This window comes from Paenarthrobacter sp. NPDC091711, assembly GCF_044756605.1.
GTDB lineage: Bacteria > Actinomycetota > Actinomycetes > Actinomycetales > Micrococcaceae > Arthrobacter.
In genome coordinates, this window is the sequence record NZ_JBIVTF010000001.1 from 131,453 (window position 1) to 157,141 (window position 25,689).

Sequence of the window (25,689 nt, forward strand, 5' to 3'; positions counted from 1 at the left end):
GCGGGGGCCGGCTTTTTGACTTGCCCGTGTCATCGTCATGTGCTGCCCGGTTGCAGAAGCATTCACCTGCGGGAATAGACTGGGAGAATTAAATCGGTTGTGAGGGGTACTTCTGTGGAAGAACGTGCGACGTCGGCACCACCGGCGGGCGGGGATGACAGCCGTGAGGCTGTGGCAGTTCCGGCAACGAGTGTGCCCGGACGGACCGCAGCGGCGGTTCCGGTCGATGCTCCCGGCGTGCGTCCCACCTTCCCCGGGCGGAGGGAACGCACCCGTTCCCGGCTTGCCCGCCTGACGGGCCGGGGCATTGCCCCGTACTCGCCCATTTTGGAACCACTGCTGCGTACAGTCCGGGCAAATAATCCCAAAGAGGATTTCGATCTGATCCAACGCGCCTTCGCGGTGGCAGAGCAGAGCCACCAGGGACAAAAGCGCAAGAGCGGTGATCCCTACATCACCCATCCGGTGGCAGTGGCCACCATCCTGGCTGAACTCGGCATGACAGGGACAACCCTGGCGGCTGCGTTGCTGCACGACACCGTGGAAGATACTCCGTACACGCTGGCAGACCTGACGCGGGACTTCGGCCCTGAAGTTGCCATGCTGGTTGACGGTGTCACCAAGTTGGACAAAGTCAGTTTCGGTGAGGCTGCCCAGTCGGAAACCGTTCGTAAGATGGTCGTCGCGATGGCCAAGGACATCCGTGTCCTGATGATCAAGCTGGCGGACCGACTCCACAATGCGCGGACCTGGCGGTTCGTTTCCGCGGAGTCCTCATCACGCAAGGCCCGTGAAACCTTGGAGATCTTCGCACCCCTGGCCCATCGCCTGGGTATGAACACCATCAAGTGGGAACTTGAAGATCTCTCCTTCGCAGCGCTGTACCCCAAGGTGTACGAGGAAATCGTGCGGATGGTGGGAGACCGTACGCCAGAGCGCGAAAAGAGCCTCAGCGTCATCCGCAACCAGATCGCAGATGACCTTCGGACGGCTCGGATCAAGGCCACCATCACAGGCCGGCCCAAGCACTACTACTCGATTTATCAGAAGATGATCGTCCGCGACAAAGACTTCGACGACATCAACGACCTCATGGGCGTGCGCGTTCTGGTTGATTCAGTGCGTGATTGTTATGCCGCGCTGGGGACTTTGCATTCACGGTGGAACCCGCTTCCGGGCCGGTTCAAGGATTACATCGCCATGCCCAAGTTCAACATGTACCAATCCCTGCATACGACGGTGATTGGCCCCGGCGGCAAGCCCGTGGAGATTCAGATCCGCACCCACGAGATGCACCGGCGTGCAGAATACGGTGTGGCCGCCCACTGGAAGTACAAAGACCAGCCCAACCGGACCGCACAAGGGCCCGGCAGCCCGCGTGACGGCGACATGGGTTGGCTGCGGTCGCTGGTTGACTGGCAACAGGAGACTTCCGATCCCGGAGAGTTCCTGGATTCACTGCGCTATGAGATCAACGCCCGGGAAGTTTTCGTCTTCACCCCCAAGGGCGAGGTCATGGCTCTTCCGGCCGGGTCAACGCCTGTGGACTTCGCTTATGCCGTTCACACCGAGGTGGGCCACCGAACCATTGGCGCCCGCGTCAACGGAAAGCTGGTTCCCCTCAACAGCGAATTGAACCACGGCGACTGGGTTGAGATCTTCACCTCCAAGGCAGAAGGCGCAGGCCCCAGCCAGGACTGGCAACACTTCGTCAAATCTGCCCGCGCGCGCAACAAGATTCGCCAGTGGTTCACCAAGGAACGCCGCGAAGAAGCGATTGAGCGTGGCAAGGACATGCTCACCAGGGCCATGCGGAAGCAGAACCTGCCTCTGCAGCGCCTGATGACGCATGACGCCCTGTCAGCCGTGGCAGAGGACTTCCATTACGTTGACATCTCCGGGTTGTATGCCGGTGTTGGTGACGGGCACACGTCAGCTCAGTCCGTCATGGAAAAGCTCGTTGAGCACCTGGGCGGTCATGAGACTCCCGACGAGGACTTGGATGAAGTCAGTATCCCCACCCAGGTTGCGAAGTCGAAGTTCTCTGACTCCGGCGTCATTGTGCGGGGCGTGGGCGATGTCTGGGTCAAGCTGGCCCGCTGCTGCACCCCGGTACCGCCGGATCCCATTCTTGGCTTTGTGACCCGCGGTTCAGGAGTTTCCGTCCACCGGACGGACTGCACGAACGTCTCGGGTCTTCGCGACCAGCCGGACAGAATTGTTGAAGTGGAGTGGGCGCCTACCCAGTCCAGTGTGTTCCTGGTGGAGATTCAGGTGGAAGCCTTGGACCGAAAGTCACTTCTCTCCGACGTCACCCGTATCTTGTCCGAAAACCACGTCAACATCCTCGCAGCATCTGTTCATACCTCAAGTGACAGGGTGGCGATCTCGAAATTTGCCTTCGAGATGGGTGATCCCAAGTATCTGCACCATGTTTTGAACGCAGTGCGCCGGATCGACGGTGTTTTCGATGTCTATCGCACCACTGGCAACCGCCGGCGGAGCTAACGCGGCTCTGCCGGAGCCAGCTGGGCCAACGTTGCCAAGGCACGTCTCTTGTGCGGAACCCGTGGGGTGGCCTCGACGGCAAGAATGAGGAGCCGGAGCTTGATGCCAAGCTCTTCCCGCGCCAGCAGGCGCTTCAATGCAGGCAACGCGCGATCCGTTTCAACGTGGAGGGCGATATCCGCCGCGGTACGGAGCGGGCTGCTGACCAGCAATCCGCCCAGGCTCACGACGTCCATTTGGCCCAGCCGGACTTCGTGCAGGCTGCATGCGGTGCTTCCCCGCAGGCTGGAGATGCGGTGCTTCGCATCCACCAAAAGTGACAAGTGCTCGGGTGGTTTGGCGCAGCCATAGATCCACGCGGCAGTGAGCCGTCCGGCCACCACCTTGGTCCTTATCCGTTCCGGGACTGTCAGGGCCGCTGCACGGGCTCTCAGGCGGTGGGTGACAGCCACGCCCGGGGACGCATAACTCTTCCCGTACAGGGGCAGCAGGATGCCATCGAATGCCATACCTTGCAGCTCGTTCCACGAAAAGATGTGGCTGGGGGAGTAGAGCTCGGAGATGACCGGCTCCTGCAAGAGCGGGGCGGTGACAGCGGGGTCCATTCGTCGATCATTCCGTGTAGCCGCCCTACGAGTACAGGCTCCGTCCGGGTTATGTGGATAACCCGGACGGAGCCTGTAGTCGGTGCTTTCTTAGAAACCCCTAGGCGAGGTCACTGGCGGAACGCTGGATCTGGTCGAGCCATGCTTGACGTGCTTCCAGTGCTTCGCGGGCAGCCTTGATGCGGCGCTGGTCGCCAGCCTTTTCAGCCTTCTCCAGATCCTCCTTCAGGCCTGCGATGGCGGATTCAAGCTGTGACAAGGCACTGTTGGTGCGGGCCTTGGTTTCAGGGTTGCTCCGGCGCCACTTTTCTTCCTCGGCTTCACGGACCGCGTCTTCAACCTTGCGCAGCCCGGCTTCGATCCTGCCCATATCGGCGCGGGGAACCTTACCGGCATCTTCCCAACGATCCCTGATGGACTGGAGGGCCTTCTTGGCAGCGTTGAGATCGTTGATGGGCAGGAGTGCCTGCGCCTCAGCCACCAGCTGTTCCTTCACGACCAGGTTGGCCGTGTACTCCTGGTCGATTTGGTCGTTGGCGGCCTGGCGGTTGCTGAAGAAGACGTCCTGGGCAGCGCGGAAGCGGCCCCACAGTGCGTCATCATCCTTGCGGCTTGCACGCGGAGTGGTCTTCCACTGGTCCATCAACCTGCGGTACTCGCCGGCAGCGAATCCCCAGTCGGTGGAGGTGGAGAGCGCTTCGGCCTCTGCAATCAGGGCTTCCTTTGCGGACTTTGCCGCAGAGTTGTTGCTGTCCAGCTGGGAGAAATAGGCGCGGCGATGACGATCGAAGACCGTGCGGGCAGAGCGGAAACGCTTCCAGAGCGCGTCCTCGTTGCTGCGGCCCAGCCTGACCCCGCTCTTCTGCGCGGCCTTCCACGTTTCAAACAGCTCGTTCATTCGCGCGCTGGAAGTTTTCCACTGGATGTGAGCGGGGTCTTGGCCGGCAATGGTTTCAGCTTCGGCAACGATCGCTTCGCGGGCCGCGAGTTCACTGGCGCGCACCGCCTCGTGGGCGGCTTTCTCCGACTTTTCCAGCTCGACGACCTGGGCTGACAGGGTGTCCAGGCGTGCCTCGGCAGCGCGGATGTCGCCCACCATGTTGCGCTCCGCGAGCTGCTCACGCAGGTGCGTGACAGTCTTCTGCATGTCCGTGGCGGGTGCCTTGGACTCCACCCGGTGTTCCAGGAGGACTACCTGTGCAATGACGTCGTCGAACTTGCGGGCAAAGTAGCCAAGGGCCTCGTCGGTGCTGACGCCCGGGTACTGACCAACCGGAATCTCTTCACCGTCCAGCGTCAGGAAGACGTGGCCGTCACCTTCGGCGCGCCCCCACTTGGCTGCCTCGGCAAGTGACGCCGCAGATACCGCAGGGGCGGCAGGAACGACGGCGGCGGGAGCCTTGGGGCGAGCCGCGAAGGCGGCTGGGGACGGCGCTGCGGACGGCGTCGGACGGGGAGCAGCCGGTGCCGCGGGCGTTGCTGCTGCTGCTTCGCTGGCTGGAGCATTCTCCACGGGAGCTGGCGCCTCGGAATCATTGGCGCCGGTTGCCTCGACTGCTTCTTCGTTGGCCACTACTGCTGTTTCGTCGGATTTCTGACTGTCTGTCACCGCTAAAAGTCTTTCGCTTGGAGGGAACTGCTCAGGTAATGCACTCCGGGCCGGGCCGGGAGCTGGTTACTTCAGAGAAAACGAGTCTATCGTGACAGGTGCCACAGGGGCGCCGTCGCTGGCGTTTTCACCGGGTTTAAGGCCTGCTGCCGCAATATTGGCAACGACGTCCAGGCCGCTGGTCACCTTACCCACCACGGTGTATCCACCGGCCGTATCAGCCGGAATGGTGGTGTCCTTGTACACAATGAAAAATTGGTGGCCGTTGCCGAATGCGTTGTTTCCGGTGCGGGCCACGGCAATGGTCCCGGCAGGGTAGTTGTTGTCCGCAGGCGCGTTTTCCAGTGGACCCCATCGGTAGTTGGGATCGTCCGTCCCGTTTTCGTCGGTGGCGCCGCACTGCAGGAGCCCGAACGTTTCGGACGTCGTCAGGCGGTGGCAGAACTTCCCGTTGTAGTACCCGGCGTCACTCAGGGACTTGAAGACGGCAGCAGCCTGCGGTGCCGCAGTTCCGTTCAATTCGATGCCGAGTACGCCACTGTTCAAGGCGAGTTCGCCGGTGAAGGTCTTTCCAGCAGCCGTTTCCGGACCGGGTACGTCGGCGCTGTTCGATGCTGCCGGGGAAGCGGACGGTGAGCTGAGCCCTGCTTCGGCAGCGGCGAACTCCGCCTCGGTGGGGTTGGAGCTGAAGACTGTCAGTTGCAGCACAACGGCCAATACAACCGCCACGCCGGCTGCACTCACGGCGATGGTGTTGTCGCGTTTGCGTCGCTTGCCCTGTTCCTGCCGCAGGGCACGCTTGGCTTCCATCTGCCTGATGCGCCGTTTCGCTTCGCGGTCATCCCGCGACCTTGTTGCCAAGAGTCCTCCTGATTGTGTCCACTTTTGGTGGCTGCCGACAGGAACCGGGCATGCTGCATTAGATGTGCACGCGCGGAAAGCATAAACTGGCTGCCGCACATAGTTTATGCATGACCGGCTGGTCGTCCGCCCTGTAAACGCCGAAAGCGCTTTTAAAGCTGCGGTGTGATGCCAGCGTCAGCTTTCTTTGAGGAGACTTTCCACCATGGCACGTACCGCCTCCCTGTCCGGATTCCCCGAGTGGCTTCCCCAGGAGCGGTTGGTGGAACTCCATGTGCTGGATACGCTCCGGAAGACGTTCGAGCTCCACGGCTTTTCCTCCATTGAGACCCGTGCTGTTGAAACCGTGGGACAGCTGCTCCGCAAAGGCGAGATCGACAAAGAAGTCTACGGCCTGAGCCGGCTTCAGGATGATGAAGGTGAGGCTGCCAAGTCGGACAAGTCTGACCCGAACGCCTTGGCCCTTCACTTCGACCTGACCGTTCCCTTTGCCCGCTATGTGGTGGAGAACGCCGGCTACCTGGCGTTTCCCTTCCGCCGGTACCAGATCCAGAAAGTCTGGCGGGGCGAGCGTCCGCAGGAAGGCCGTGCGCGTGAGTTCACTCAGGCGGACATCGATGTTGTGGGCGACGGCGAACTGCCGTTCCGTTACGACGTCGAAATCGCGTTGGTCATCGCCGAGGCCTTGAGCGCCCTCCCGATCCCGGACTTCCGGCTTCGGATCAATAACCGCAAGCTGGCTGAAGGCTTCTATCGCGGCATTGGGCTCACTGACACGGCCGGGGTGCTGCGCAGCATCGACAAACTGGAAAAAATAGGCGCCGCCAAGGTGGCTGAGCTGCTGAAGAGCGAGCTCGGAGCCACGGACGAGCAGGCTGCGCTGGCGCTGGAATTGGCCGGCATCCGAACGGAAGACACATCCTTCGTGGAACGGGTGCGTGCACTTGGGGTCAAGGACGACCTCCTGGAAGAGGGCCTGAATGAGCTTCAGCAGGTTATTGAGGCTGCCGTCCAGCGGGCCCCTGGCAAGGTGGTTGCCGACCTCAGCATCGCCCGCGGCCTGGACTACTACACAGGAACCGTGGTTGAGACGGTGCTGGTGGGCCACGAGCAGCTGGGTTCCATTTGTTCCGGAGGCCGCTACGACGCGTTGGCGAGCAAGGGCAACCGCAAGTTCCCCGGCGTCGGGCTTTCCATTGGCGTGACACGGCTGGTCTCGCGCATCCTCAGCCAGGAATTGGCCACGGCCTCCCGATCGGTGCCCACGGCGGTGTTGGTTGCCTTGAACTCAGACGGCAGCTGGTCCGCGGCGCAGGACATCGCCGCCCAGTTGCGCGGCCGCGGCATTGCCACGGAAGTTGCAGCCAAAGCCGAGAAGTTCGGCAAGCAGATCAAGTTCGCGGATCGTCGAGGCATTCCGTTCGTGTGGTTCACTGACGACGACGGCAAGCACCAGGTCAAGGACATCCGCTCCGGCGAGCAGGTAGACGCGGACCCTGCGAGCTGGGCACCGTCGGAAGAGGATCTGCGCGTCAGGATCACCACCGCCTGAAAGATCGATACCTTGTCCTGCCTGGTGGCGGGAGCCGTGGCCGGGGCGGGTAAACTCGGACGGGACCGCTTTGCAGCGGTCCCTCTAAATTTCATGCTGAAAGGAATGCTGTGCTGCGCACACATGACCTCGGATCCCTTCGCTCCGAGCACATTGGACAAACCGTTACCCTGGCCGGCTGGGTGGGCCGCCGCCGTGATCACGGTGGCGTTGCATTCGTTGACCTGCGTGACGCCTCCGGTGTCGCCCAGGTGGTTGTCCGTGAGGAAGAGGTCTTCCATGGCCTTCGGAACGAGTACGTGCTGCAGGTGACGGGTACCGTCAACAAGCGTCCTGAAGGCAACGAGAACCCGGCTCTGGCCACGGGTGAAATCGAGGTTATCGCGGACAACGTTGTTATCCTCAACACCTCCGAGCCTCTCCCGTTCCAGATCGACGAGCACGTGGAGGTCGGCGAGGAAGCCCGGCTCAAGCACCGTTACCTTGACCTTCGCCGCCCCGGCCCCGCACGCAACATGCGCCTGCGTTCAGAGGCAAACCGTGTGGCACGCGAACTGCTGCACCAGCGCGGATACGTCGAAATCGAGACACCTACGCTGACGCGTTCGACGCCGGAAGGCGCCCGCGACTTCGTGGTTCCGGCTCGTCTTGCCCCGGGCTCCTGGTACGCCCTGCCGCAGTCGCCGCAGCTTTTCAAGCAGCTCCTCCAAGTGGGCGGCTTCGAGAAGTATTACCAGATTGCCCGTTGCTACCGTGACGAGGACTTCCGTGCCGACCGTCAGCCGGAGTTCACGCAGTTGGACATCGAAGCCAGCTTCGTTGACCAGGACGATGTCATTGAATTGGGCGAGGCAATCGTCAAGGCCTTGTGGCAGTTGATCGACGTCGAGATCCCCACCCCGATCCGCCGCATGACGTACCTGGACGCCATGGCCAAATACGGTTCGGACAAGCCCGACCTGCGTTTTGGTGTGGAGCTGACTGAACTTACCGAGTTCTTCAAAGACACCAACTTCGGCGTCTTCAAGGCACCCTACGTCGGCGCAGTGGTCATGCCCGGTGGCGCTTCCCAACCACGCCGTACCTTGGACGGTTGGCAGGAATTCGCCAAGCAGCGTGGACACAAGGGCCTGGCGTACGTCCTCTTCAAGGAGGACGGCGAACTCGCCGGCCCCGTTGCCAAGAACCTCACGGATGAAGAGCGCGCCGGCCTTGCTGACGCCGTTGGCGCCAAGCCCGGCGACTGCATCTTCTTTGCTGCCGGCGAGAAGACCGCGGCGCGTGCCCTTCTGGGTGCCGCACGTGTTGAAATTGGCCACCGCACCGGCTTGATCGATCCCAAGGACTGGGCGTTCGTTTGGATCGTGGACGCTCCCATGTTCGAGCCTGCTGCCGCTGCTGTTGCCTCTGGCGACGTCGCAGTGGGCGGGGGACAGTGGACGGCCGTTCACCACGCCTTCACCTCGCCCAAGCCGGAGTTCCTTGACACGTTCGACAAAGACCCGGAGTCGGCACTTTCCTACGCCTACGACATCGTCTGCAACGGCAACGAGATCGGTGGCGGCTCCATCCGTATCCACGAGCGCGAAGTGCAGGAACGCGTCTTCCAGCTCATGGGACTGGACAAGGAAGACGCCGAAACGAAGTTCGGCTTCCTCCTGGAGGGCTTCAAGTACGGCGCCCCTCCGCATGGCGGCATGGCCCTCGGCTGGGACCGCGTGGTGGCTCTGCTCGCCGGCGTGGAATCCATCCGCGACGTCATTGCGTTCCCGAAGTCCGGCAACGGCTATGACCCCCTGACCGCAGCTCCTGCTCCCATCACGGCGCAGCAGCGCAAGGAAGCGGGCGTCGACTTCAAGCCCGAGGCCAAGCCTGCCGCCAAGGCAGAGGCGAAGGCCGAGTAGTTCAACTGCCAAAGGCTCTCCACTGCGGTGGGGAGCCTTTGGCGTTCCCGCCAAAAGAAAGGTGCTGCTGAATGGTGGAGCAAGCATTCCTGGAATCGCTCATGGATAAGGCCTGGCCTGCACTTGAACGTGAAGAACTTGAGCATGATGTGTTGGGGGAGTGGGTCCTGCGTGCTTCGGGCGGAGTGACTCAGAGGGCTAATTCCGTGTGGCCAAGGAACCCTGCCGGTGGGCAGGAGGAAAGCCCTGGCATCGCGCGGTCCGTACGTGCAGCGGCGGAGTGGTACAGGCTTCGCCGGCTTCCCTTGATCTTCCAGGTCTTTGACGACTCCCGCAGCGCCGCCCTGAATGCCTACCTGGATGAGCAGCGCTACACGAGGCAGTCGGCAACGAAGATCATGGTTCGGGGCACGGCGGGGCTGCCCCTCAGCGCGTCGGGCCGGACCGTTGAAATGGCCGATGAACCGTCTGAGGAATGGCTTCGCGTGTGGTGGACCGTCGACGGCCGTGGCGGCGACGCTGAACTGTCGGTCGCTCACAAGATTCTCAGCGCCTGCCCTGCGCTGTACGCAGTGGTGAGGGACGACGACGGCGTCCCCGCCGCCGTCGGACGTCTCGCCTTGGTGGACGGCTGGGGCGGTATCTACAGCATGGCGACGTCCGGAGAGCACCGGAGGCGCGGCTATGGGACCGAGGTTCTGGCCGCGCTGGTGAACGCCGGGATCCAACAAGATCTTGAGGGATTCTGGCTGCTGGTCACGGAGGCCAATCACGGAGCGCAGCGACTTTACTCGCAAGCTGGTTTCACCGACCACGGCAGTTACCTTTACCGGCAGGCGCCACTGCGGCGTGCGCCCGGCGGCTGTTAGTTCCTGGGCTGCTACTCCCGGGTCGGATCAGTCACCGTGACGCGAACGGCGCAGGCATCGGCAGCGGCTTTCGCCAACGCAGCGGTCTTTGGAGCTTGAACATCCAGAAAGGCCAAGCGCTCCCGCCCGGCTATGGCCCTCAGTAACGGCTGGGCAAGGACCTGTTCCACCAGCACACGGTCGCCGCCGGGGACGAGGTATTCAATGCGGTGTTCAGTGAAGATGCGCACAGCGTGTTCTGCTGTGGCCTTGGCCTCCAGGAAGCGGTTGCCACTCTTCGAAGCGAGGATTGTGGACCCGCTTGCAGCGGCTATGGCGTAACCGCCCCTACGAACCAGCAGCAGGCCAAGCCCCCGTTCCTGGGTTGCCAGCGAAGCCAAGCGGTCCACTTCAGTCGCTCCGCGGCCCGGACGTCCGTCGGCGGGCCATGGTGCTTTCATGAGGGCAGTCGCACCATCGGCTGCCCTCAGAAGAACCCCGCCGTCGTCGAGGTCTTCGGTAACCGGACCGTGGCTCGCCGCGAACCGCTCCACCCAACCTTGCAACCTGGCAGCGGCCACTAAGGCGGTCCGGCTGCCGGGACTCTGAAGAGGGGCAGATGCTCGGCGATCCACGTCGATGTCTCCTTTGCTGGAACTATGAGTAGCCTATCCATGTGGAAGATCTCTTTGGTGCCGGTGCAGTGGATGACGACGACTCCGAGGATCTGCCCGTGTCAGGGGGTCCCTCCGACGCCCGCTGGATGGCTTCCCAGCGGAGTCCGCTTGCCGTCAGAATGCGCCCCCGTTCCCTTGACGAGGTAGTGGGGCAGCAGCATCTGCTGGGGCAGGGCTCGCCCTTGCGACAGCTGGCAGCAGGTGCTGAGGCTGTCGGCCCTGCAGGTCCCAGTTCGGTGATCCTTTGGGGCCCTCCCGGGACCGGGAAGACCACGCTCGCCCACGTGATCGCACGAGGGCCCGGGCGTAAGTTCGTTGAATTGTCAGCCATCACGGCAGGCGTCAAAGATGTACGCCGCGTCATGGACGAGGCATTGACAGCCCGCGATCTTTACAAGAAGACCACCGTTCTTTTCCTCGACGAGATCCATCGTTTCAACAAGGCCCAACAGGATGCCCTGCTCCCTGGAGTGGAAAACCGTTGGGTGGTGCTGGTGGCTGCCACCACCGAGAACCCGTCCTTCTCCGTGGTGTCGCCACTTCTGTCCCGCTCGCTCCTGCTTACGTTGAAGCCGCTGACCGATGACGACATTTCCGGTCTGCTGCAGCGGGCCGTGGCGGACGCCCGCGGCCTTGCCGGCCGCGTGGAGCTAAGCCCTGAGGCGTTGGACCATCTGGTCCGGCTATCCGGAGGCGACGCCCGCAGAGCGCTGACAGCGTTGGAAGCCGCCGCCGGCGTCGCGTTCGGTGACTCCGACGCCGTCGAAATCTCCGACGCCGATGCACCAGGGACTGAAGAAGACGGCGACGACGGCGAAACCGGGCTCGCGAACGACGACCTTCCTGACGCTCCCGTGCTGGTGGAACTCCGCCACACAGAGCGTGCCCTGGATGCAGCGGCCGTTCGCTACGACCGTGCCGGCGACCAGCACTACGATGTGGCCAGCGCGTTCATCAAGTCCATACGGGGCTCGGACGTCGATGCCGCCCTGCACTATTTGGCACGCATGCTTGAAGCCGGTGAGGACCCAAGGTTCGTCGCGAGGCGGATTGTGATCTCCGCCGCCGAGGACATCGGAATGGCAGATCCCACCGCGCTCCAAACCGCAGTGGCCGCAGCGCAGGCAGTGCAACTGATCGGCATGCCGGAGGGGCGGATCGTGCTGGCCGAAGCTGTGGTCCACCTGGCCACCGCGCCCAAGTCCAACGCAGCGTATATGGGTTTGAACAAGGCGGTGGCCGATGTTCGCGCGGGGTTCGGTGGCGGCATCCCCATGCACCTGCGCGATGCGCACTACCCGGGCGCAAAGCAGTTGGGCCACGGGAAGAGCTACAAGTACGCACATGACGAACCACACGGCGTGGCAACCCAGCAGTACCCGCCGGATGACCTGGTGGGCAAGGACTACTACCAGCCCACCAATAACGGAGCTGAACGCGATATTGCCGCCAGGTTGGAGCGGCTCCGCAAGATCGTGCGCGGAGAGTAGGGCCAAGCGGACGCCAGCTAGGGGTGGCGAGCCGGCCCATGGTAGGCTAGTTGCTTGTCTGGCATGGCCTGACGCACAATCCCACTGAAGATTCCTTCAATAGTGCTGTGCGCCCGGGCTAGTAGCAAGAGGCAGCGGTTGGCCGATGCTCTCCCTGATGGAGGCCAGTAACACTGACACACCGCAGTAATTGGAAGGACACAAGTGGCTAACAACACTCGTGCTCGCCGTACCGCACGCCTTTCGCGTGCACTCGGCATTGCTCTGACCCCCAAGGCCGCCAAGTACATGGAGCGCCGCCCGTACGGCCCCGGCGAGCATGGCCGTGCCCGCAAGAAGCAGGACTCCGACTACGCCGTACGTCTGCGCGAAAAGCAGCGTCTGCGCGCCCAGTACGGCATCCGCGAAGCACAGATGACCCGTGCCTTCGAAGAAGCACGCCGCACCAAGGGCCTGACCGGTGAAAACCTGGTTGAGCTCCTCGAAATGCGTCTGGACGCCCTCGTGCTCCGTGCAGGCTTCGCCCGCACCATCGCACAGGCCCGCCAGCTGGTTGTTCACCGCCACATCATGGTTGACGGCATCCGCGTGGACCGCCCGTCCTTCCGCGTTGGCGAAGGTCAGCTCATCCACGTTCACAGCCGCTCCGAGGTCATGCCCCCGTTCCAGGTGGCAGCCGCTGGTGCACACGTGCTCAACAACGTGCCGGCATACCTGGACGTCAAGATCGACGCCCTTCAGGCCCGCTTGGTTCGTCGCCCGAAGCGCTCCGAGGTCCCCGTGATCTGCGAAGAGCAGCTCGTCGTCGAATTCTACGCTCGCTAAATTCCAGCAGCGTATACAAAGAAGCCCGTGGCACACGCCGCGGGCTTCTTTGTATGTAAGGTACCGGGCCACTATAGGTAAGGTACTTGGGGAGGCCTTGCCCAAAGCCGGGAACCGGCTGGTGCGAGGCAGCGAAACGATCCAAGGAGAAGAGTTCTATGTCTGGTGGCGACATCGCCGGCCTCATCGCAGCAGGAGTGTTCGCGCTCCTCGTCCTGCTTTTGGCCGTGCCCATTTTGAAGCTGGGCGGCGTTTTTGACGAAGTGCGGACCTCCATCCGTTCCCTCAGCGACGGCGCCACGCCCCTGATGGATGAAGTGACAGCAACCGTTACCACCACCAACGAACAGCTGAAGAAGGTTGACGGCATCGCCTCCAACGTCTCCGACGCCTCGGCCAACATCTCCGCCTTGTCCTCTCTTGTTGCGGCGACGGTGGGCTCCCCGTTGATCAAGGTGGCAGCTTTCAGTTATGGGGTGCGTTCTGCGTTCGCTGGACGTCGCACACCTTCTTCCGGCCGCCGCAGCCGCTGACCTCACCAGCCACTGAACCAGCTGGCCGCGAACTACAGGGAGACCAAAACCTCATGAAAAGAATTGTGTGGATGGGCATAGGCGTCGCTATCGGCTTCATTGCGTTCCGTAAGATCACCGAAGCCCAAGCCAACCTTGGGCCTGAGGGCCTGAATCGGGCTGTTGGTCGGATGGCCGATGGCCTGTTCGACTTTGCCGACGCCGTGCGTTCAGGGATGCACCAACGCGAAGAAGATTTGCGGGCAGCGTTGGGGATGGACGACGCCGTCTCCACCCGCCGCTAGCGGGAGCGGTTCGCCCCCGGGCCCTCAACAGGGCAGAATGGAAAGCTGCGGAACGGCACCAGCCGGTTCCGCGCACATCGTGTGCAGTGAATTGAGAAGGGTAAGTAATCAGCTAATGAAGTCGCAGGAGATCACCAAGCGCTGGGTGGACTTTTTTGTCAATAAGGGTCACACCGCCGTTCCCTCCGCGTCGCTCGTTTCCAGCGACCCGTCACTACTCTTCACTGTGGCCGGAATGGTGCCCTTCATTCCGTACCTGACCGCGCGCGAAGAGCCGCCCTACAGCCGGGCAACGAGTGTCCAGAAGTGCATCCGCACCGGAGACATCGAAGAAGTGGGCAAGACAGCCCGCCACGGCACGTTCTTCCAGATGTGCGGCAACTTTTCCTTCGGAGATTACTTCAAGGAAGACGCCATCAAGTTTGCTTTCGAGCTGCTCACCACAAGCGTTGACGACGGCGGTTACGGGCTTCCTGCCGAGCGCCTCTGGGTGACCGTCTACGAAGAGGACGACGAAGCCAAAGAACTGTGGCTCAAGAACACCGGCATTCCTGCCGAGCGTATCCAGCGCATGGGCAAGGCCGACAACTACTGGTCCACCGGACAGCCCGGCCCCGCCGGTCCCTGCTCTGAGATCTACTACGACCGCGGCCCTGCTTACGGCGTCGAAGGCGGCCCCTTGGCCGACGAAACCCGCTACATCGAAATCTGGAACCTCGTGTTCATGCAGTACCAGATCGAGAACGTCCGCTCCAAGGTGGACTTCGACATCGTGGGTGAACTGCCGCAGAAGAACATCGACACCGGCCTGGGCATGGAGCGTCTGGCGATGATCCTCCAGGGTGTTGAAAACATGTACGAGACCGATCAGGTCCGTCCTGTGATCGATAAAGCCGCTGAATTGTCCGGCCGCGAGTACACCTCGGCCGAGTCCCCGGAAGACCCGCACCACACGGACGATGTCCGTATGCGCGTTGTCGGCGACCACATTCGTTCCGCCTTGATGCTCATTGCTGATGGTGTTGCGCCGTCCAATGAGGGCCGTGGCTATGTGCTGCGCCGCCTCATCCGACGCGCTGTTCGCGCCATGCGCCTGCTCGGCGTCGAAAAGGCATGCCTGCCGGACCTGCTTCCCGCATCCCGCGACGCCATGAAGGGTGTCTACCCGGTGGTGGAGACCGACTTTGCCCGTATCAGCCGGATTGCCTACGCCGAAGAGAAAGCATTCCTGCGCACCATTGCTTCCGGTACAGCCCGCCTGGAAGATGCTGTGGCGGAGTCGAAGGCTGCCGGCGTTCCGTTGTCCGGAGCCGACGCCTTTGCCCTGCACGACACTTACGGCTTCCCGATTGATCTGACCCTGGAAATGGCAGAAGAAGCCGGCCTCAAGGTGGATGAGGCAGGCTTCCGCGCTCTCATGCTGGAGCAGCGTCAGCGTGCCCAGGCCGATGCCAAGGGCAAGAAGGGTGGGCACGCCGACCTCAGCGCCTACCAGGAGCTTCTGGGTAAAGGCGAAACCGTCTTCACCGGTTACGACGAACTTGAGGGTGAAGCTAAAGTCCGCGGCATCGTCAGCGGTGGCCGGCCGGTAGCGCATGCGTCCACTGGCGAGGAAATCGAGCTGGTCCTCAACGAAACCCCGTTCTATGCCGAAGCTGGCGGTCAGTCCGCTGACACGGGCCTCATCACCGGCGACGGTTTCGTCGTTGAAGTGGTGGACGTTCAGCGTCCCATCAAGGGACTCAGCGTTCACAAGGCAATTGTTCGCGAAGGTGAGATCGCTTCCGATGCCTTGGTGCGCGCCGCCGTCGACCGTGAACGTCGTCATGCCGCCGAGCAGGCCCACACCGGCACGCACATTGTCCATGCTGCGTTGCACCAGATCCTCGGCCCGGAAGCCACTCAGCGCGGTTCCTACAACAAGGCCGGATACCTGCGCTTTGACTTCGCCTGGGGTGAAGGTCTCAGCACCGCTACCCGCTCCGAAATCGAAGAAGTTTCCAACATCGCCATCCGGAACAACTACCGGGTGGACACCAAGGTGATGGGCCTCGCTGAGGCCAAGGCGCTGGGCGCCATGGCACTCTTCGGCGAAAACTACGGCAGCGAAGTGCGTGTGGTGGAGATCGACGGCGCGTGGTCCCGCGAGTTGTGCGGTGGCACCCACGTGGCCAACACGTCCCTGATCGGCAGCCTCTCCCTGTTGGGCGAACAGTCTGTTGGTTCGGGAAACCGCCGTGTCGAGGCCTTTGTAGGCTTGGATGCCTTCCGTCATCTGGCAGCCGAGCGGGCCCTGGTTTCAGAGCTCACGGATCTTTTGAAAGTTCCGTCCGGACAGCTTGCTGACCGTATCTCCAGCACCTTGAACAAGCTCAAGGCCACAGAGAAGGAGCTTGATCGCCTCCGTAAAGAGCAGCTCACGGCAGCGGCCGCCAACCTGGTGGGAACCGCCAAGGACGCCGCGGGTGTTCGGGTTGTAGCCCACGACGCCGGTCAGGTGGGAGGCGCTGATGATCTGCGCAACCTTGCCCTCGATCTCCGTAACCGCCTTGGCTCGGAAGCTTCCACTGTGGCTGTTGCAGGTGTCAGCAATGACCGTCCCGTCATACTGATCGCCACCAACGAGGCTGCCCGCGAAGCAGGCGTCAAGGCCGGAGTGCTGGTGCGTTTGGCCGCGGGGATCCTCGGTGGCGGCGGTGGCGGCAAGGATGACGTCGCCCAAGGCGGCGGCACCGACGCTGGGAAGGTCTCTGAGGCCCTCACAGCGGTGGTGGATGCGATTGCCAAGCGCTGACGGTGGATTCCAGTACTGACAGTGGCGTCTACCCCCACGGCATCAAGCTGGGGGTAGACGTCGGTACCGTTCGGGTGGGTCTGGCCATCTGCGATCCGGACGGGATCCTGGCGACACCGTTGAAGACGGTAGGGCGGGATACCAAGAAAAACTCTGATGTGCGTGTAGTGGTCAAGCACGCTGTTGAATTACCGGCGGTGCAGATTTTCGTCGGTCTTCCCCGCACCATGAAGGGCGAAGAGCGGGCCTCTGCACAAATGGCCATGGACTACGCGGACCTGCTGACCAGCGAGCTTCTGCGCGCCGGTTTGGACGTTCCCGTGAACCTCGTCGATGAGCGACTTTCAACTGTTACGGCACACCGCAACCTGCACGAAGCTGGCATGAGCAGCAAGAACCACCGTAAAGTGGTTGATCAGGTTGCCGCTGCCGGAATACTGCAGCACGCAATCGACATGCAAAAAGCCAGAGGAACGGACGTTGGCCGCCGAGTGCAGGCACCGGTGCAGTCCGAAAAACCCAGCAGTGCCCCAACGCTGCGGGCTGCCTCCGGCAGTGAATCCGATTCTTCTAAGAGGGGACTGCAATTGTGAGCCCGGTCAACAACGACCCCTCCAGCGGTACCGCCGGCGGCGGTATGCCGCTCACCCGCAAAGAGCTGCGGGCGCGTGAACGATTCCTCGCCACGCAGAACCACAACGTGGTGCCCGTTCCCGAAGCGACCCCGGGGGAGGCGGCTCCCTCGGTGGAGGGTGAGCCCGAGTTGCCCCGACCGGTCCCTGCGGTTCAGCCTGCCCCCGTTGCACCGCCCACACCCGTTGCGCCGCCCACACCGGTGGCACCCCCTACGCCCGTAGCGCCTCCTGCACCCGCGGCGTCTCCGACGCAGCGCGAGGTACCTGCTGATGAGGCCTCGCTTCACGCGGATGAAGTGCAACGTGAGCCGGAAAGTCACCTTCAGGACCCCCATGAGCCAGACCTGCATGAGCAGGACGGCCACCTCCATGAGGACACCGCCAGTGAGCAGGCCCTCGTTGAGCACCCTGCCGCTGAGCATCCTGTCGTTGAACATCCTGTCGTTGAACATGGAGAGCTTGGCCACGGAGATCCTTCGGACGGTCACATCCACCCCGATGAGGTCCATCAGGGTGAGATGGAACACGAATTTGTTTCCGCGGGACATCCCGAAGGCCCCGCCGACGGCCATGAGTACGCCGAACACGATGCGCACTACCAGCTGGGCATCCATGAAGAACTCCACAATGACGTTCTGCTTCATGATGAGCATCCCCACGATCTCATAGCCCCTGTTGCTAGTCCGGCGTCCAAGGCCGCCGCGAAGAAGGCGCGCCGCCGTCGTCGTGTGCTGGCCCTTCTGATCACGCTGGGTGTCTTCGTCGCCGCCATCGCCATCGGTGCGCAGTTCCTGAAACCCTTGCTGGGCATGGACAGGGTCACCGACTACCCCGGCCCGGGCACGGGGTCGGTAACCATCACTGTGGCCGAGGGGTCCGGTCCCAAGGCTGTGGCCAACGACCTCGTTGCAAATCGAGTGGTGGCAGATTCTGATGCTTTCGTGAAGGAGTTCCTCAACGAAGGCGGCGAACTCTCACCGGGCGCCTTCACCTTCCGCACGGAGATGAAGAATTCGGATGCCGTGGCGGTCCTTGTGAACAAGGACGCATCCAAAGTCATGTACTTTGCCTTGAGTGCCGGCCTCCGTATCAACGAATCGCTGGAGGCCATCTCCAAGGGTTCGGGCATTCCGCTGCAAGAGCTCAACGCCCTGAACCAGGCACCCGGGCAGTTCGGTGTTCCGGCCAAGGCCAAGAACCTGGAAGGCTTCCTCGCCCCCGGCGAGTATCGGTTCGAACTCGGCACCCCCGCCAAGGACATCATCCAGAAGCTGGTGACCACCACCCTCGATGAACTCAAGGCCCAAGGAGTCACCGACCCCGCGAAGCAGTACGACACCGTGACCATCGCCAGCATTGTTCAGGCTGAAGGCGGGCAGGCGGACTACGGAAATGTGGCTGGAGCAATTTACAACAGGCTTAAGCCGAACAACATCGAGACCAGTGGACTCATCCAGTCCGACGCCACGGTGACCTACGGCCTGGGCAAGAAGTCGTTCCACCTCACCGAGGAAGAAAAGGCCGATAAGTCCAACGCTTACAACACCTACGCCAACGTGGGGTTGCCGGTTGGGCCCATTGGCTCGCCGGGCAAGACGGCGATTGATGCTGCAGCCAAACCGACACAGAACGACTACCTCTACTGGGTGACCATCAACCTGGACACCAAGGAGACCAAGTTCTCCAAGACGTTGGCCGAGCACAACACCTATGTTGAGCAATACAACGCGTGGTGCCTGGCTAACGCAGGACGGTGTGTGTGAGTCGTCGTGCCGCAGTCCTGGGGCACCCGATTTCACATTCGAAGTCTCCGGCACTGCACTCTGCTGCTTACGCCACGCTGGGTGTGGACATCGAATACTCGGCGATCGACGTCACGGTGGACCGGCTTCCTTCCTTCATGGACTCGATCCGTGGTGACGACGCCTGGTGCGGCCTTTCGGTGACCATGCCGTTGAAGTCGGCCATGGTCAGGGAAGTGGATGAAGTCCGCGGCGCCGGCGCTCACCTAGGCGTCATCAACACGGTGGTTTTCGAGCACGACGCCGGGCGGGTACGTCGGGTGGGGTACAACACTGATGTGGCTGGCATCGTCGAAGCAGTCCGCTACGCAGGTGTGGTTGCTGCACCCCACGCCGCCATCCTGGGTGGCGGTGGCACGTCTGCCGCGGCCGTGGCTGCTGCGCAGGAACTCGGCGCCCGCCACGTCGACGTTTTCGTTCGTGACGCCGGACGTGCGGGTGATGCGCAAGCCGCCGCCGACGCCGTCGGAATTTCCCTCACCGTCCGGCCGCTGACGGAAGCGGCCACCGCTGTGGCAGGGACGGATCTGGTGATCTCCACTTTTCCACCCCGTGCCGCCGATTCCTTGGCGGAAGAGCTTGCAGGGCTGCCAGGTACCGGCGCCGGCGTCCTGTTGGACGTGGCCTACGATCCTTGGCCCAGCCGGCTGGCGGAAGTGTGGCACGGCCACGGGGGAGCGGTAGTCCCGGGCCTGGAGATGCTGATGTATCAGGCGGCCGAGCAGATCAGGCGCTTTAGCGGCTGTGATGTCAACGCCGCCGTCATAGATGTGATGTGCGACTCAGTCGGGCTTCCCCGGCGAGTGTTCTAGACGCCCTACATGGCAGGATTGGTTATATGTTGCGTTGGTTGACTGCCGGTGAATCCCATGGTCCGGCCCTGATCGGAATTGTTGAAGGCGTGCCCGCCGGTGTTGAACTCACCAGTGGGCAGATTCGTGACGCGCTGGCGCGCAGGCGCCTGGGCTATGGCCGTGGTGCCCGCATGAAGTTTGAGCAGGACGAGGTCACCATCATGGGTGGCGTCCGCCATGGACTGACCCAAGGCGGCCCTGTGGCCATCCAGGTTGGAAATACGGAGTGGCCCAAGTGGGAGCAGATTATGTCTGCTGACCCCGTGGACCCCGAAGTCCTTGCCGATCAGGCCCGCAACGCACCTTTGACCCGTCCGCGCCCGGGGCACGCCGATTTCACGGGCATGCAGAAGTACGGATTCGACGAAGCCCGTCCAGTCCTCGAACGTGCCAGCGCACGTGAAACCGCCACCCGCGTGGCCCTTGGTACCGTCGCCGCCCAGTTCCTGAAGCAACTGGGCATTGAGTTGGTAAGTCACACCGTTTCCATTGCCAGTGTGACTGTCCCCGAGGGCAGGCCCCTGCCGTCGCCCAGGGACGTCATCGCGCTGGACGCCGATCCTTTGCGCTGCTTCGACCGTGAGACCTCGAACGCCATGGTGGCCGAGGTGGATGCCGCCCACAAGGAAGGCGAAACCCTGGGTGGTGTGGTGGAGGTACTGGCCTACGGGCTTCCGCCGGGATTGGGCAGCTACGTCCACTGGGATCGTCGTCTGGACTCCCGCCTGGCGGCCGCGCTCATGGGTATTCAGGCCATCAAGGGCGTAGAAGTGGGCGATGGCTTCCTCACGGCGGCTCGTCGTGGATCTGCGGCCCATGACGAGATTCTCAAGGATGACAACGGCAAGATTGTTCGCCAGACCAACCGGGCCGGCGGCATTGAAGGCGGCATGAGCATTGGTGAAGTGCTGCGTGTCCGGGCTGCAATGAAGCCCATTGCCACCGTCCCGCGCGCACTGCGGACTATTGACGTCAGCACGGGCGAGCCCGCCAAGGCGCACCACCAGCGTTCAGATGTTTGTGCTGTGCCTGCAGCGGGCGTGGTAGCCGAAGCCATGGTGGCGTTGGTTCTGGCTGAGGCTGTTGCTGAGAAGTTCGGTGGTGACTCTGTGGCCGAGACCCAGCGCAACCTGCAGGGCTACCTTGAAAGCATCCCGGCAACCTTGGACTCGGTCGGCCGCTAGTGGTCCGCGCTATCCCGGATGGCCGGCCTGTTGTTCTCGTTGGCCCCATGGCGGTCGGAAAGTCGGCGATAGGCCAGCAGTTGGCCCATCAGCTCCGTCTTCCTTTTGTGGACACAGACGCGGTGGTTGTGGCTGCTCACGGCAGCATCGCCGATATCTTTGCCGGCAGGGGGGAACACGCGTTTCGGGAGATTGAAGCGCGGGCTGTGGCCAAGGCCATCGAGTCCGCCAAGATCGAACCGGCCATTATTTCCCTCGGCGGGGGAGCGGTGCTTGACTCCGGAACCCAGCAATTGTTGGGGGAATGCACCGTGGTCTATTTGGAGTGTGACGCGGAAACCGTCGCAGACAGAATTGCGCGGAACACCGGGAGGCCCTTGCTGCAGGGTGACGCAATGACCCGATGGGAAGCGTTGTTCGCTACCCGGCGCCCCGTCTATGAGCGTCTTGCGGACATTGTCATGGACGTCCGTTCCGGATCCGTGACGGAAATCGGCCTCCATTTGGAGGAGCGGCTGCTCCAGCATGCAGCCTTGAAAGAGGAAGTTGAAAAGTGAGCAACGAAGCAACTGTCATCAAGGTGACCGGCCAATCCGTCAACGAAAACTACGATGTCGTGGTGGGTCGTGGACTCCTGGACACCCTGCCCGCCAAGCTTGGCGAACGTGTCCGGCGTGTTCTGGTCATTCACCCACGGGCCCTCCGGCTGACCGGCGATACTGTTCGGGACGAACTCGAAGCCGCAGGCTTCACTGCGCTCACGGCTGAAATCCCTGATGCAGAAGAAGGCAAGCACATCCAAGTGGCAGCATTCTGCTGGCAAGTGCTGGGCCAGAATGACTTCACGCGATCTGATGCCATTGTGGCAGTAGGCGGCGGCGCAGTAACTGACCTCGCCGGCTTTGTGGCAGCAACCTGGCTTCGCGGAGTCAAAGTAATTCACATGCCCACCAGTTTGCTGGGCATGGTGGACGCGTCGGTCGGTGGCAAGACCGGTATCAATACGGCCGAAGGCAAGAACCTGGTGGGGTCCTTTCACCCGCCGGCCGCAGTCCTGGTGGACCTTGACACGCTCCAGACTCTCCCGAAGAACGAGCTCATTTCCGGAATGGCCGAGGTCATCAAGTGCGGCTTCATCGCCGATCCTGTGATCCTGGACCTCGTGGAAAAGAACACCGACGCCGTGATGGACGCGGGATCGGACGTTATCCGCGAGCTTATTGAACGTGCCATTTCCGTGAAGGCCGATGTTGTCTCCCAGGACCTCAAAGAATCGGGCCTTCGCGAAATCCTGAACTACGGGCACACCTTGGGCCATGCCATTGAGCTGGTGGAACGCTACTCATGGCGTCACGGCGCCGCTGTTTCGGTGGGAATGATGTTTGCTGCCGAGCTGTCGCGCAGCGTGGGCCGTCTGTCCGATGCTGACGCTGACCGGCACCGCACCATTCTGGAAAGCCTCGGGTTGCCCACTACGTACCGTAAGGACCGCTGGCAGGGCCTCTTGGACGGGATGCGCCGGGACAAGAAGTCCCGCGGTGACCTACTCCGGTTTGTGGTCCTGGATGGCGTGGCGAAGCCCGGCATCCTGGAAGTCCCTGACACCTCGCTCCTGTTTGCCGCTTACCAGGAGATCGCATCATGACCGTCACACTTCGTGAAGGCGTCAGCGACTGGCCAACTGCCGGGTTCCCCGGCGTCCGGATGAACCCGGACACTCTGCTTCCGGTGATTGTCAATGAGGAAATCATGGAGTCCGCCCTTGCGGCTTCTGAGGACCCTGCGGATCGCATCATGGCCCTCTTGCTGGATAACCAGCCCAATGAGGCTGCGGAGCTTTTGGCTGAAGCGCGCTATAAAGATCCGGAGTCGTTCCGGTTGAGGATTTTTGAGGCAGAAGTCCATCGGGCTACCAACCGTTTGGACCGTGCCATCCAGTTGTTCAGGCACCTGCTGCAGGACGTCCAGGGCAGCCCCAAAGAAGCCATTGTTCACCAGTACCTGGGCCGGGCCTACTTCGTCAGCGGCAACGCCCTGGCAGCATCCGAGGAGTTCGCCAGGGCCTTGGACTTGCGCGTTGCGATGGCCGCCGATGCTGCGCTCATCTACTCCTCTGCAGTCGCCTTGCAGCGGGCCCGGAATGTACTGGAACTGGCCTCGTAGGGCCGTTCCAAAACCCCGCCCGCAAGGCACACCCGCATTTGCCGGTAGAATGGTTCTTGGATTTTTGATAAATACGCGCTGGCGGGCCGATTGGTACGCCTGCTTGGCATAGATAGCTGGCAGCTAGAACCAGTGCGATAACCAGAGGATACGAGTGGCAACCACAAACGACATCAAGAACGGGACCGTACTGAAGCTCGAGGGCCAGCTCTGGAACATCATCGAGTTCCAGCACGTCAAGCCTGGCAAGGGCGGCGCCTTCGTCCGTACCAAGATGCGCAACGTCATGTCCGGCAAGGTGGTGGACAAGACCTTCAACGCCGGTCTTAAGATCGAAACCGCTACGGTTGACCGCCGCGATTACCAGTACCTGTACCAGGACGGCGAAGACTTCGTCTTCATGGATACCCAGGACTACGACCAAATCACCGTCTCCGGTGCCACCGTCGGCGACGCCACCAACTTCATGCTCGAGAACCAGATGGTGAACATTGCCATCCACGAGGGCACCCCGCTGTACATCGAATTGCCCCCGAGCGTTGTCCTCGAAATCACCTACACGGAGCCGGGCCTTCAGGGCGACCGCTCCTCGGCAGGTACCAAGCCGGCCACAGTGGAGACAGGCTACGAAATCCAGGTTCCGCTGTTCGTTGAGCAGGGCACCAAGGTCAAGGTTGACACCAGGGATGGCAGCTACTTGGGTCGGGTCAACGACTAGTGAGCGCACGCGGTAAAGCCCGTAGCAGGGCACTTGAAGTACTTTTCGAGGCGGAGCAGCGTTCCGTTTCGGCTTTCGACGCGATGACAGCGCGCCGGGAGAAGACCGATCTTGTCATCAACCCCTACACGGTGGAAATCGTGGAAGGCGTTGTTTCCATGCAGGCAACCATCGATGAATTCCTGCAGACTTACGCCCAGGGCTGGACGTTGGAGCGGATGCCGTCGGTTGACCGCATCATCCTCCGCATCGGCGCGTGGGAGCTTCTCTACAATGATGAAGTTCCGGACGGCGTAGCTGTTAGCGAAGCTGTGGCTCTGGCCAAGACCATGTCCACGGACGAGTCGCCTGCCTTCATCAATGGGCTGCTTGGCCGGCTCCAGAAGCTCAAGCCCTCGCTCCTGGCATAAGGAGTTGTTGGCCGCTGAAGAACCCGCATCCACTGGATGCGGGTTCTTTTGTGTTTACTGGAGGACCGCTGCCCTAAGCGTTGGGATCTTCCTGAGGAGCTCAAGCTCGTCCTGCTGATGGACGTGGATGTCGCGGCCGCTGAGTATCCGTTGCCGGGTAAACGCCAATGCTGTGGCCTCCTTGATGAAGGACTTCATGGTGCTGCCGCGCCCGCGCGAGTTTGCCCAGCGAATGGCCTGCCTCCGGCCCCGGGAAGTAGCCAGCATTTCCACTTCTGCTGGAGTGAACCAGCCTGCCCGGGCATATTCGAGCAGCCGCTGGCGGGTGAGTTTGCCTTCAGCGACCCGGAGGAGGATGATTCCCACCGCTGCCACCAGGAAGATCGGTACCTGAACCACGAAGTACTCCACCAGGAAGTTCTGGCCCATGCTGTTCCATCGGTTGTGCAGGAACATCGCGGGCAGCAAGCCGATGAAGAAGGCCAGGACCGCATAGCCCGAGTGCCATTTTCGTGCGGCGAAGCCCATGATCAGTCCGGTGGTTCCCGTGAATACTGCGTGCGCGAAAGGCGACATGACGCCCCGGAGGATGAAAATCCGGATGAGGTCAGTACTTGGATCGGTGGACGAGGCTATTTCGCGGCCAAAGTAGAGGATGTTCTCCGTGAAAGCGAAACCCGCGGCGATGGTAAAGGCGAAAACGACGCCGTCAACAGGTCCATCAAAGTACTTGCGTGCTGCGAGGATCAGGACCAGCAAGCCGAGCGATTTGGTGAATTCCTCCACGATGGGGGCTTGGACCGTGGCCATGAAGTAGCTGAATGCTTCTTCGCTGGAGGTGGGGGCGGCGAGGGCGAAGAGTGGCTGGATGAGCAGCGTCCCGGCAATGGAAACGGCGGCACCCCAGGTGAAAGCGAACCAGAGGAGCCTCTTTGGTTCGGGCTCCCAGCGATCGATCAGGCGTACCGTCAAGAGCACCACGGACAGAGGTATGAGTGAGGCAATGAAGCCGATCACAAATCCGGTGACGCCGGTGTTGCCCAACAGAAACGGAACCACCAGGAACAGGCTGCCGAGAACCAGTACAACTGCACCGATGAGCAAGGGAAGCGTCCCCCAGGACGGGCGTGCTTGCGGCGCTGGTGGGATGGCCCATGTTTGACGGGGGAGCGACGTCGGATTACCAGGGGCCGGTTGATAATTCCCGGGCTGGACGCGGCCGATCCAGGTGGGGTTCGCGCCAGGTTCCAGATATGGCCGGGGATAGGGCTGTCCGCCGGGTTGGCCGTGGTGGTTCATGGTCATGGCCAAGAGCCTATTCCACAGCACGGACTGTGAGCTTAAACTCACTGGTCACAGCCGCCTCGGGTGAGGTGGAAAAGGGGCGCTGTGGTAGCTTTGAAAAGCAAATATTCCTTTTTTAATTCCGTCCC

The 25,689-nt window shown here is 62.1% G+C and carries 23 protein-coding genes; 18 read left to right on the top strand and 5 right to left on the bottom strand.

What is annotated here, in order from left to right:
• Nucleotides 1–114: 114 nt before the first annotated feature.
• The gene (locus tag ACIQH5_RS00670; protein WP_400399399.1) at nucleotides 115–2,508 is read left to right on the top strand and encodes a RelA/SpoT family protein; all 2,394 of its coding nucleotides are present in this window, start codon (nucleotides 115–117) and stop codon (nucleotides 2,506–2,508) included.
• Here ACIQH5_RS00670 and ACIQH5_RS00675 read toward each other — a convergent pair.
• The 3 genes from ACIQH5_RS00675 to ACIQH5_RS00685 all read right to left on the bottom strand — a co-directional run bounded on the left by ACIQH5_RS00675 (nucleotide 2,505) and on the right by ACIQH5_RS00685 (nucleotide 5,583).
• On the bottom strand, nucleotides 2,505–3,113 hold the full coding sequence (locus ACIQH5_RS00675) for a hypothetical protein (protein WP_400399401.1): 609 nt from the start codon (nucleotides 3,111–3,113) through the stop codon (nucleotides 2,505–2,507). The two genes, ACIQH5_RS00670 and ACIQH5_RS00675, sit on opposite strands and share 4 nt — an antisense overlap.
• A gap of 100 nt (nucleotides 3,114–3,213) precedes the next feature.
• A complete protein-coding gene (locus ACIQH5_RS00680) occupies nucleotides 3,214–4,722 on the bottom strand; it encodes a DUF349 domain-containing protein (RefSeq protein WP_400399403.1) in 1,509 nt (502 codons plus the stop codon).
• A 66-nt stretch (nucleotides 4,723–4,788) separates the two neighbouring features.
• Nucleotides 4,789–5,583, bottom strand: coding sequence for a peptidylprolyl isomerase (locus ACIQH5_RS00685; protein ID WP_400399405.1), 795 nt, complete (start codon nucleotides 5,581–5,583; stop codon nucleotides 4,789–4,791).
• A 205-nt stretch (nucleotides 5,584–5,788) separates the two neighbouring features.
• On the opposite strand from ACIQH5_RS00685, the gene hisS reads away from it, so the two are divergent.
• The 3 genes from hisS to ACIQH5_RS00700 all read left to right on the top strand — a co-directional run bounded on the left by hisS (nucleotide 5,789) and on the right by ACIQH5_RS00700 (nucleotide 9,908).
• The gene (gene hisS, locus ACIQH5_RS00690) at nucleotides 5,789–7,135 is read left to right on the top strand and encodes a histidine--tRNA ligase (protein ID WP_400399407.1); all 1,347 of its coding nucleotides are present in this window, start codon (nucleotides 5,789–5,791) and stop codon (nucleotides 7,133–7,135) included.
• A gap of 110 nt (nucleotides 7,136–7,245) precedes the next feature.
• Nucleotides 7,246–9,039 (top strand): aspartate--tRNA ligase, encoded by a 1,794-nt coding sequence (gene aspS / locus ACIQH5_RS00695; RefSeq protein ID WP_400399409.1) that lies wholly within the window; start codon nucleotides 7,246–7,248, stop codon nucleotides 9,037–9,039.
• 71 nt (nucleotides 9,040–9,110) lie between these two features.
• Nucleotides 9,111–9,908, top strand: a complete 798-nt coding sequence (locus ACIQH5_RS00700; protein ID WP_400399410.1) for a GNAT family N-acetyltransferase — start codon at nucleotides 9,111–9,113, stop codon at nucleotides 9,906–9,908.
• An 11-nt stretch (nucleotides 9,909–9,919) separates the two neighbouring features.
• On the opposite strand, the gene ACIQH5_RS00705 is transcribed toward ACIQH5_RS00700, so the two are convergent.
• Nucleotides 9,920–10,522 (bottom strand): Vms1/Ankzf1 family peptidyl-tRNA hydrolase, encoded by a 603-nt coding sequence (locus ACIQH5_RS00705; protein WP_400399411.1) that lies wholly within the window; start codon nucleotides 10,520–10,522, stop codon nucleotides 9,920–9,922.
• Nucleotides 10,523–10,563: 41 nt separating this feature from the next.
• On the opposite strand from ACIQH5_RS00705, the gene ACIQH5_RS00710 reads away from it, so the two are divergent.
• The 14 genes from ACIQH5_RS00710 to nusB all read left to right on the top strand — a co-directional run bounded on the left by ACIQH5_RS00710 (nucleotide 10,564) and on the right by nusB (nucleotide 24,256).
• A complete protein-coding gene (locus tag ACIQH5_RS00710) occupies nucleotides 10,564–12,054 on the top strand; it encodes a replication-associated recombination protein A (RefSeq protein ID WP_400399413.1) in 1,491 nt (496 codons plus the stop codon).
• Nucleotides 12,055–12,258: 204 nt separating this feature from the next.
• Nucleotides 12,259–12,879 (top strand): 30S ribosomal protein S4, encoded by a 621-nt coding sequence (rpsD, locus tag ACIQH5_RS00715; RefSeq protein ID WP_011774968.1) that lies wholly within the window; start codon nucleotides 12,259–12,261, stop codon nucleotides 12,877–12,879.
• A gap of 158 nt (nucleotides 12,880–13,037) precedes the next feature.
• Entirely contained in the window at nucleotides 13,038–13,412 is a 375-nt protein-coding gene (locus ACIQH5_RS00720; RefSeq protein WP_400399414.1) for a DUF948 domain-containing protein, read from the top strand.
• A 53-nt stretch (nucleotides 13,413–13,465) separates the two neighbouring features.
• Nucleotides 13,466–13,696, top strand: a complete 231-nt coding sequence (locus ACIQH5_RS00725) for a hypothetical protein (RefSeq protein WP_400399415.1) — start codon at nucleotides 13,466–13,468, stop codon at nucleotides 13,694–13,696.
• Between the two features lie 115 nt (nucleotides 13,697–13,811).
• Nucleotides 13,812–16,490: an alanine--tRNA ligase gene (gene alaS, locus ACIQH5_RS00730; protein WP_400399417.1), complete on the top strand. Its 2,679-nt coding sequence runs from the start codon at nucleotides 13,812–13,814 to the stop codon at nucleotides 16,488–16,490.
• Nucleotides 16,491–16,492: 2 nt separating this feature from the next.
• On the top strand, nucleotides 16,493–17,083 hold the full coding sequence (ruvX, locus tag ACIQH5_RS00735) for a Holliday junction resolvase RuvX (RefSeq protein ID WP_400399418.1): 591 nt from the start codon (nucleotides 16,493–16,495) through the stop codon (nucleotides 17,081–17,083).
• Complete coding sequence (gene mltG, locus ACIQH5_RS00740; RefSeq protein WP_400399419.1) at nucleotides 17,080–18,888, top strand: endolytic transglycosylase MltG; 1,809 nt, start codon at nucleotides 17,080–17,082, stop codon at nucleotides 18,886–18,888. The genes ruvX and mltG overlap by 4 nt, the downstream gene beginning before the upstream one ends.
• Nucleotides 18,885–19,739: a shikimate dehydrogenase gene (locus ACIQH5_RS00745; protein ID WP_400399420.1), complete on the top strand. Its 855-nt coding sequence runs from the start codon at nucleotides 18,885–18,887 to the stop codon at nucleotides 19,737–19,739. Before mltG ends, ACIQH5_RS00745 begins: the two co-directional genes overlap by 4 nt.
• Before the next feature lie 26 nt (nucleotides 19,740–19,765).
• A complete protein-coding gene (aroC, locus tag ACIQH5_RS00750) occupies nucleotides 19,766–20,965 on the top strand; it encodes a chorismate synthase (protein WP_400399422.1) in 1,200 nt (399 codons plus the stop codon).
• 47 nt (nucleotides 20,966–21,012) lie between these two features.
• Nucleotides 21,013–21,522, top strand: coding sequence for a shikimate kinase (locus ACIQH5_RS00755; RefSeq protein ID WP_400399423.1), 510 nt, complete (start codon nucleotides 21,013–21,015; stop codon nucleotides 21,520–21,522).
• A complete protein-coding gene (gene aroB, locus ACIQH5_RS00760; RefSeq protein WP_400399424.1) occupies nucleotides 21,519–22,610 on the top strand; it encodes a 3-dehydroquinate synthase in 1,092 nt (363 codons plus the stop codon). The genes ACIQH5_RS00755 and aroB overlap by 4 nt, the downstream gene beginning before the upstream one ends.
• Nucleotides 22,607–23,128, top strand: coding sequence for a tetratricopeptide repeat protein (locus ACIQH5_RS00765; protein ID WP_400399425.1), 522 nt, complete (start codon nucleotides 22,607–22,609; stop codon nucleotides 23,126–23,128). The genes aroB and ACIQH5_RS00765 overlap by 4 nt, the downstream gene beginning before the upstream one ends.
• A gap of 154 nt (nucleotides 23,129–23,282) precedes the next feature.
• Nucleotides 23,283–23,846, top strand: a complete 564-nt coding sequence (gene efp, locus ACIQH5_RS00770; protein ID WP_011774957.1) for an elongation factor P — start codon at nucleotides 23,283–23,285, stop codon at nucleotides 23,844–23,846.
• Nucleotides 23,846–24,256 (top strand): transcription antitermination factor NusB, encoded by a 411-nt coding sequence (gene nusB, locus ACIQH5_RS00775; RefSeq protein ID WP_011774956.1) that lies wholly within the window; start codon nucleotides 23,846–23,848, stop codon nucleotides 24,254–24,256. The genes efp and nusB overlap by 1 nt, the downstream gene beginning before the upstream one ends.
• 54 nt (nucleotides 24,257–24,310) lie before the next feature.
• Here the strand turns inward: nusB and ACIQH5_RS00780 are convergent, their stop codons facing one another.
• Complete coding sequence (locus tag ACIQH5_RS00780) at nucleotides 24,311–25,561, bottom strand: PrsW family intramembrane metalloprotease (RefSeq protein WP_400399427.1); 1,251 nt, start codon at nucleotides 25,559–25,561, stop codon at nucleotides 24,311–24,313.
• Between the last annotated feature and the right edge of the window lie 128 nt (nucleotides 25,562–25,689).

Bases quoted from the DNA above. Each gene is read 5' to 3' on its own strand.
- hisS (WP_400399407.1), top strand. From the start codon at position 5,789: ATGGCACGTACCGCCTCCCTGTCCGGATTCCCCGAGTGGCTTCCCCAG.
- ACIQH5_RS00675 (WP_400399401.1), bottom strand. From the start codon at position 3,113: ATGGACCCCGCTGTCACCGCCCCGCTCTTGCAGGAGCCGGTCATCTCC.
- ACIQH5_RS00765 (WP_400399425.1), top strand. From the start codon at position 22,607: ATGACCGTCACACTTCGTGAAGGCGTCAGCGACTGGCCAACTGCCGGG.
- ACIQH5_RS00700 (WP_400399410.1), top strand. From the start codon at position 9,111: ATGGTGGAGCAAGCATTCCTGGAATCGCTCATGGATAAGGCCTGGCCT.
- ACIQH5_RS00725 (WP_400399415.1), top strand. From the start codon at position 13,466: ATGAAAAGAATTGTGTGGATGGGCATAGGCGTCGCTATCGGCTTCATT.
- ACIQH5_RS00780 (WP_400399427.1), bottom strand. From the start codon at position 25,561: ATGACCATGAACCACCACGGCCAACCCGGCGGACAGCCCTATCCCCGG.
- ACIQH5_RS00755 (WP_400399423.1), top strand. From the start codon at position 21,013: ATGGCGGTCGGAAAGTCGGCGATAGGCCAGCAGTTGGCCCATCAGCTC.
- alaS (WP_400399417.1), top strand. From the start codon at position 13,812: ATGAAGTCGCAGGAGATCACCAAGCGCTGGGTGGACTTTTTTGTCAAT.
- ACIQH5_RS00720 (WP_400399414.1), top strand. From the start codon at position 13,038: ATGTCTGGTGGCGACATCGCCGGCCTCATCGCAGCAGGAGTGTTCGCG.
- aroC (WP_400399422.1), top strand. From the start codon at position 19,766: ATGTTGCGTTGGTTGACTGCCGGTGAATCCCATGGTCCGGCCCTGATC.